Source organism: Budvicia aquatica DSM 5075 = ATCC 35567, from assembly GCF_000427805.1.
GTDB classification, from domain to species: Bacteria; Pseudomonadota; Gammaproteobacteria; order Enterobacterales; family Enterobacteriaceae; genus Budvicia; species Budvicia aquatica.
In genome coordinates this window covers 345,809-353,298 of sequence record NZ_ATYS01000001.1, presented here as the reverse complement: position 1 = coordinate 353,298, position 7,490 = coordinate 345,809, and the positions used below count along the sequence as shown (strand labels likewise).

9 protein-coding genes are annotated in these 7,490 nt (G+C 46.9%); all 9 read right to left on the bottom strand.

The genetic code is table 11. The features are described from left to right. Positions 1 to 197: transposase (locus YWE_RS29360; RefSeq protein ID WP_071605810.1), on the bottom strand; the 197-nt coding region annotated here is incomplete at its 3' end. Positions 198 to 333: 136 nt separating this feature from the next. Beyond that, positions 334 to 939 (bottom strand): glutathione transferase GstA, encoded by a 606-nt coding sequence (gene gstA, locus YWE_RS0101610; protein WP_029092937.1) that lies wholly within the window; start codon positions 937 to 939, stop codon positions 334 to 336. 143 nt (positions 940 to 1,082) lie between these two features. Further along, positions 1,083 to 1,715 (bottom strand): endonuclease III, encoded by a 633-nt coding sequence (gene nth, locus YWE_RS0101605; RefSeq protein WP_029092936.1) that lies wholly within the window; start codon positions 1,713 to 1,715, stop codon positions 1,083 to 1,085. Between the two features lie 11 nt (positions 1,716 to 1,726). Continuing rightward, positions 1,727 to 2,431: an electron transport complex subunit E gene (locus YWE_RS0101600; RefSeq protein WP_029092935.1), complete on the bottom strand. Its 705-nt coding sequence runs from the start codon at positions 2,429 to 2,431 to the stop codon at positions 1,727 to 1,729. Then, the gene (gene rsxG, locus YWE_RS0101595) at positions 2,428 to 3,057 is read right to left on the bottom strand and encodes an electron transport complex subunit RsxG (protein ID WP_029092934.1); all 630 of its coding nucleotides are present in this window, start codon (positions 3,055 to 3,057) and stop codon (positions 2,428 to 2,430) included. Before rsxG ends, YWE_RS0101600 begins: the two co-directional genes overlap by 4 nt. 9 nt (positions 3,058 to 3,066) lie before the next feature. Then, the gene (gene rsxD, locus YWE_RS0101590) at positions 3,067 to 4,116 is read right to left on the bottom strand and encodes an electron transport complex subunit RsxD (RefSeq protein WP_029092933.1); all 1,050 of its coding nucleotides are present in this window, start codon (positions 4,114 to 4,116) and stop codon (positions 3,067 to 3,069) included. Further along, entirely contained in the window at positions 4,117 to 6,297 is a 2,181-nt protein-coding gene (gene rsxC, locus YWE_RS26300; RefSeq protein WP_071605808.1) for an electron transport complex subunit RsxC, read from the bottom strand. Beyond that, positions 6,290 to 6,868, bottom strand: coding sequence for an electron transport complex subunit RsxB (gene rsxB / locus YWE_RS0101580; protein ID WP_029092932.1), 579 nt, complete (start codon positions 6,866 to 6,868; stop codon positions 6,290 to 6,292). Before rsxB ends, rsxC begins: the two co-directional genes overlap by 8 nt. Further along, positions 6,868 to 7,449, bottom strand: a complete 582-nt coding sequence (gene rsxA / locus YWE_RS0101575) for an electron transport complex subunit RsxA (RefSeq protein ID WP_029092931.1) — start codon at positions 7,447 to 7,449, stop codon at positions 6,868 to 6,870. Before rsxA ends, rsxB begins: the two co-directional genes overlap by 1 nt. Positions 7,450 to 7,490: the final 41 nt, after the last annotated feature.

Below are 7,490 nucleotides of genomic sequence, written 5' to 3'. Positions count from 1 at the left end.
AGCATCATTTTAATCAGGCGAACGGGGTCGATGGCCGGTCTGCCATTATTGGGGCAGTAGAGGTGCGCGACAGCATCGCGGATAAAGCCAAAGTCGATGGCGGCATCAATTTTGCGTACCAGATGGTCTTCGGGGACGAGTTCATCAAGGGNGATAGTTTCAAACTGGTATTGTTGTGGGGAGGCGTCTCTAAGCATGGTAGTCAGTCCATTTTTTGTACTGACCTTATTAGATCAAAGTCCTAGCCTTTTGACTAGGACTTTGTCATCAGTCTGAACGGGCCTTAAGGCCCGTTTTGTATTAAATGAATTGATACTGACTGATTAAAGATGCTTATTTCAGACCTTCAGCCTTAAGGGTAGCATTAACGGCCGGACGCGCGGCAACACGAGCAAGATAAGTATTGATGGCAGGATAGCTACTTAAATCAAGCTTAACGTGCGGAGCCCATCCTAATACGGTAAACAGATAGGCATCGGCAACGCTAAATTTAGATCCCAGAATATACTGGCGGCTTTCTAATACGCCATTCACATAGCTAAATTGCTTATGTAATTTCTCTTTGGTCATGGTTTTATATTCAGCCGGAGTCTGTGCATTAAACAGCGGGCCAAAGCCTTTGTGTAACTCAGTTGAAATATAGTTCAACCACTCGATGGCATGATAAAACTCAAGAGTGCCGTGAGCGGGCATTAAATGCTTCTCAGGGGCGCGATTTGCCAGATATTGAACAATGGCAACGCCTTCCGTAAGAATACTGCCATCATCGAGTTGAAGAGTGGGAACCTGGCCTTTGGGATTGACCAGTAAAAAGTCATCGCCGTGTTCCGTTTTTTTGGTTGCTAAATCAACTTTTTCTATTGAGTACTTCAGGCCAGCTTCGTTGAGAATGATATGTGGGGATAAAGAACAGGCACCGGGTTTATAAAATAATTTCATTGAGTCTCTCCGTTAGCACATAAAAGCGAGGTTTCGTGAACAGAGTATACGCGAATGTTTAAGATGTTCTATCTATGTTATGAGAGCGTAAATAAAACGCCCGAAACAGCGGGCGAAGGAGGATAAAACAGAAAATTATTTGGCTATTCTGTTTTTTCTTTAAATTCACATAAATCTTCGATCAAACAAGAGCCACAGCGCGGTTTGCGGGCAATACAGGTATAACGGCCGTGCAGGATTAACCAATGGTGGCAATCGACCTTAAATTCAGCCGGAACCACTTTTAGCAGTTTATCTTCAACCTGTTCTACATTTTTCCCGGGGGCAAAACGGGTCCGGTTACAGACTCTAAAAATATGCGTGTCTACTGCGATGGTGGGCCAACCAAATGCGGTATTGAGGACAACATTTGCAGTTTTACGGCCTACGCCGGGAAGGGCTTCAAGAGCAGCCCGATCTTCGGGAACTTGACTGCCGTGTTGTTCAATCAGGATACGACAGGTTTTAATAACATTTTCAGCTTTGCTGTTAAACAACCCGATAGTTTTAATATAACTTTTCACGCCGTCAACGCCCAATGCCAAAATGGCTTCAGGCGTATTCGCCACCGGGTAGAGCTTGGCCGTTGCTTTATTTACGCTGACGTCCGTCGCCTGAGCTGACAATAACACTGAAATAAGTAACTCAAATGGGCTGCTAAAAGCCAGTTCAGTGGTCGGTTCGGGATTATTGTCACGTAACCGCGTTAATATTTCGATGCGTTTTGCCTGATTCAAACCGGGTATCCTTACTGAGTTATTTTTGCTTCTTGGTCGGACGGCGTCGCGACTGTTAATTCAATAGTTGTGCTTTTATAAGCTTTGATTTTCTGGTCAATCACATACTTGAGCGCTAACAAAAAGCCCAGACCAAGAAATGCCCCCGGAGGTAACATGGCCAATAAAAAGGCGTTATCCAGATGAATGACTTCAATCCTTAACACCTTAGCCCATGAGCCCAGTAGCTGATCGGCTCCGTCAAATAGGGTACCGTTACCTAAAATTTCACGCATTCCGCCCAGTACAAAGAGTACTGCGGTTGCGCCAATACCCATAGCAAAGCCATCAACCGCAGAAAGCGATACCGGATTTTGAGCGGCATAAACTTCAGCCCGGCCAATAACAATACAGTTAGTGGTAATCAGCGGGATAAAAATGCCTAAGGACTGATACAGGCCGTAAGCATAGGCATTAATCAGCAACTGAACGATAGTCACTACCGAGGCGATGATCATGACATAAATTGGGATGCGAATTTCTTGCGGAACCCAACGACGGAGCGCCGATACGGCAACGTTAGTACAGATCAACACCAGCGTAGTAGCTAGACCAAGTCCGAGCGCATTAGTCGCCGTTGAAGATACGGCCAATAAAGGGCAGAGGCCCAAGAGCTGGACTAATGCCGAGTTATTTTTCCATAAACCTTGTGTGAGCAGGTTTTTTATTTCGTTCATTCAGGTTCCTCACAGCGCGGCAGTGACTCAAAATGGTCTTTATTCGACTGTAAATACAGCACCGTTTGCTTAACGGATTTAACGACTGCTCTTGGGGTGATAGTCGCACCGGTAAACTGGTCAAACATACCACCATCTTTCTTTACTCCCCAGCGGGAATCGTTATCCCCTTGAATTTGTTGTTGAGCAAACTGTGTAATCCAGTGGGATATACGTAATTCAATTTTATCACCCAAGCCCGGAGTTTCATGATGTTCAAGTACACGAACGCCTAAAACATGACCATTAAAATCAGCGCCCACGATTAATTGAATTGCGCCTGAGTACCCATCTGGTGCGGTGGTTTCAATGACTGCTGCAACCGGGGTATCGCCTTTGCGGGCGATAAATAGCCGGTGCGGTGCCTCGCTACCCAACGCCTTATTGGTGACAACGTAACATTCCCCAACCAGCTGATTATCATAAAAAGAAGGCGGAATGACCTGATCAAACAGCACTTTTTGTTGTAACTCTGCCTGTTGAGCAATGGTCGACTTAGTCAGTAAATACACAGCCGAAGTCAGGCCGGTAGACAGTGCTGCAAACAGGGCCAAGGTTATCCCGTGTCGTCTCATGGTATTGAGCATAAGTAATCCTTAACGATGCCCATAAGCACGAGGTTGAGTGTAGTGGTCAATCAAAGGTACCGTAATATTGGCCAGTAAAATAGCAAAGGCAACACCATCCGGATAGCCGCCATAGCTGCGGATTAGCCAGACTAAAACAGCAACCAGTGCGCCGAAAATTAACCGGCCTTTAGCCGTTGTCGATGCGGTAACCGGATCGGTAACAATAAAAAAAGCACACAGCATGGTTGCACCAGAGAAGACATGGAACCAAGGTGCCGGGTTATGTGTGGGATCCAGTAACCAACCGAGGGTAGATATCATCGTCAGCGTCAGCAAGAAACTAAAGGATAGCTGCCATTGGATAATTCTTTTCCATAGCAATACCAGGCCACCAATAAAGAAGCCGATATTAACCCATTGCCAACCTACACCGCCTAAATTGCTGTAGATAGGCTGCCCTAGTATTTCACTTAAACGGTGGCCGCTATGTAGCCCTGTTTTTAAGGTATCTAGCGGCGTTGCCTGACTGATTCCGTCTACGCCCAAGATGAGTTTAAAGATATCGTCACCTTGAAGCGTTTGGCCGCTGAAAATGATGCTGAGCGTGTCCATAAGCCCGATATGGGTTCCCTGTAAAGGCGCCGGCGGAAGCCAACTGCTCATTTGTATAGGGAAAGAGATCAGTAAGATAACATAACCAACCATTGCAGGATTAAAGGGGTTCTGGCCTAAACCGCCATACAGCTGTTTGGCAATAACGATGGCACAGAAGGTACCAATAACAATGACCCACCAGGGAGCCAGAGGCGGAATACTGACGCCTAAAAGAAGAGCTGTCAGTAACGCAGAGTTATCTGCCAAACGTGCTTTAACCGGTATATTTCTCAGTTTTAGCACTATGCCTTCAGCTAACAAAGCAACGGCAATAGCCAGAATAACTTGAATAATATTACCGTAACCAAAAAAGTACCACTGTGCGGCCATTCCGGGGATACAGGCAAAAACCACCCAGAGCATCAGGCGGCCGGTAGACTGCTGGCTATGAGAAAAAGGTGAGCTTGTTATACGAAAAGACATTTATTCTTCACCTGATGTCGTTAATTGGGTGGTTAACTTTGTTTGCTGAGCTGGGGCCTGTTCGCTGTCAGGACGGCTCTGTTTTTGTTGCATGGCCTTACGAGATTTTACTCTGGCAATCGCCTCTGCAACCGCCGCTTTTCGATTATCAGATTCTGATTCAGTCTGAGGTTCATTAACCTGAACGGGCGTTTGCTGGGCGGCCTTTTTTTCTTTGGCCCGGGCAATAGCTGCTGCGACCGCTGCTTTACGGTCATCGGTGGGTAAGGAACTTTCAGTAGGTGCAGCAGTAGGTGGCGTTACTTTATCTTGGACACCAGCCTGTTGTTGACTGCGCTTAGCTTTAGCTCTGGCAATTGCCGCGTTAACCGCAGCTTTACGCGGATCAATAGCATCGTCCACTGGAGTCGTATCTTGAACGGCTGGTGGTGTGACGTCGGTATTTTGCTGTGCCTTTTTAGCCTTCGCTCTGGCAATCGCAGCAGCTAAAGCCGCTTTACGCGGATCCTGTTGTTCAACGGTTGAGGTTGATTGATTTGCCAACTGTGCCTGACGTTGGGCCTTTCTGGCTTGGCGCGCAGCAATGGCTGCGCTGTTATCCGGTAAGGCACCGCCATTAATTGCGGTGATAACCGGATGGGCTGAATCAGCAGCATCTGGAGACTTTTGGCGTTTAATCCGCTCAAGAGCAGACTGAATGGCTTGGTTATCTTCCGGTGTAACCTGAGTTTCAGCCTTTTTGTGGCGCAGTAAACGCGCGGCTTTTTCTCTTTCTAAACGTGCCTGTTTGGCATCAAACCGAATTTTAGCCACCCGTGCCAGCTCTGCCTGTTCATCCTGTTCACGTATTTCAGCCTTTTCCTGACGATAATATTGAACCAAAGGAATATTGCTCGGGCACACATAGGCACAGGCACCGCATTCAATACAGTCAAACAAATTATAATTACGGGCTTTTTCATGTTCTTTTCCACGGCTAAACCAGTAAAGCTGTTGAGGCAGCAGCCCCGCAGGGCAAGCATCTGCACATTGTGTACAGCGGATACAGGCTTGTTCTGCTTCAGGCGGTGATATTTCCCCTTCATCCGGAGCGATCAGACAGTTACTCATTTTGGTGATAGGGACAGTCAAATCCGGCAGCGCAAATCCCATTAACGGGCCACCCATAATCACCATCGGCTGTGACTGTTTCTGATAACCAAACTGATTTAATAGCTCAATGACCGGTGTTCCTAACAAAGCCCAAACGTTACCTTTATCTGACATGGCATTGCCGGTCAGCGTAACAATACGTTCAAGCAGCGGTTCTCCGTCGATTACGGCGCGTTTTATGGCAAATATCGTTCCGACATTTTGCATCAACACGCCGATATCGGAAGAGCGTCCGCCGTGGGGAACTTCCTGACCGGTCAAGATCTTAGTCAGCTGCTTAGCGCCGCCGGAAGGGTACTTCGTCGGGATAACGCGCAAAACAAAGTTCGTTTCATTGTGACGTTGTAACGATTCTTTGATCGCCTGAATGGCTTCAGGCTTATTATCCTCAATCCCGATAATAATAGTTTCAGGTTTGAGGATATGATTTAAAATTTTACAGCCAATCAGCAGTTCATCTGAGTACTCCTGCATCAGGCGGTCGTCAGCGGTAATATAAGGTTCGCACTCGGCGCCGTTAACAATCAGCGTTTTTACCCGAGTCAGGGCACCATTAATTTTACTTGCGGTAGGGAATACTGCGCCACCCAGTCCAGCGATACCGGACTGATGAATATGGTCAATCAGCTGCTCTGGCGTGTATGACGGGTAATCAGCCATATTCTGGCGTTGAAACCATTGGTCTAAGCCATCGGGTTCAAGGCGAATACCACGCTCTGGTAATGTCGATGGATGAGTACTGGGAAAATAACCAATGGCACTAACTGTACCGGAAGTCGATGCATGAACCGGCAGCATGCGATTTTTTCCGCTGGTCAGCGGTTGTCCCTTTAACACCCGATCGCCAACCTGTACCAGTAGTTCACCCTCAGGCCCCAAATGTTGCTGGAGCGGGATTTGTAAGTATTCAGGTAAAGCAGGCCGTCTGACAGCAATATGGCTGGTTTGGTCTTTCATCTCAGGAGGATGAATACCGCCATCAAAATCCCAAATAGGATTCTTTTTAAATCTAGCAAACAGATTAAACATGTGAATTTGTCTCAATGACCTGTATCGGGATTGCGTGTAAATCCCACTTCCAGTTTGCTGTCGTTTGCGGTACTGGCCGCATTTCTATGCAGTCGGTAGGACAGGGATCAACACAAAGGTCACAGCCGGTGCAAAGATCGGTGATTACCGTGTGCATTGCACGGGTTGATCCGACAATGGCATCGACAGGGCAAGCCTGAATACATTTAGTACAGCCAATACAATTACTCTCGTCAATAAATGCCACTTTCCGAACCGGATTAACTTCCATTGTGGAAAGGTCCAAAGGTTGAGGTTCAATACCTAACGTATCGGCAAGCTTTAGCATTACGGCCTCGCCCCCCGGCGCACATTTATTAATCATTTCGCCATTATTAGCGACGGCTTCAGCATAGGGGCGACAGCCGGGGTAGCCGCATTGGCCACACTGGCTTTGCGGTAACAAACTTTCCACGGTATCGACGATCGGATCGGCGTCCACCTGAAAGCGGCGGGCAGCAAAGCCTAAAATAACTCCGCTAATTAAAGCGAGTAATGTCAGTACAATGACGCTGGACCACAATAACAACATTAAAATCTTACCAACCCGGTGAAACCCATAAATGCCAGTGACATAAGGCCTGCCGTAATCAGGGCTATAGAGGAGCCTTTAAACGGCGCGGGAATGTCAGCCGAGGCCAGACGCTCTCGAATCGCGGCGAATAATACCATCACAAATGAAAATCCAACGGCTGCGCTGAAACCATATACGGTGGATTGCATAAAATTGTGTGACTGATTAACGTTAAGTAAGGCTACGCCTAATACAGCACAGTTTGTGGTTATTAGCGGCAAGAAAATGCCCAGCAACCGGTAAAGTACCGGACTGGTTTTACGCACCACGAGTTCAGTGAACTGAACGACCACGGCAATAACAAAAATAAACGCCAGAGTACGCAAATAGCTTAACCCCAGCGGTTCTAAAATATAGTTTTCTACCAGCCATGCGCAAATTGACGCCAGCGTCAGCACAAATGTCGTTGCAAATCCCATTCCTATTGCAGTTTCAAGCTTTTTGGATACGCCCATAAACGGGCATAGGCCTAAAAACTTAACTAATACGAAGTTGTTAACAAAAACGGTGCCGACAAAAAGTAGCAAATAATCGCTCATCTTGATGCCTAAAAGAAAAGAAGCCGCCATATTATCAATAA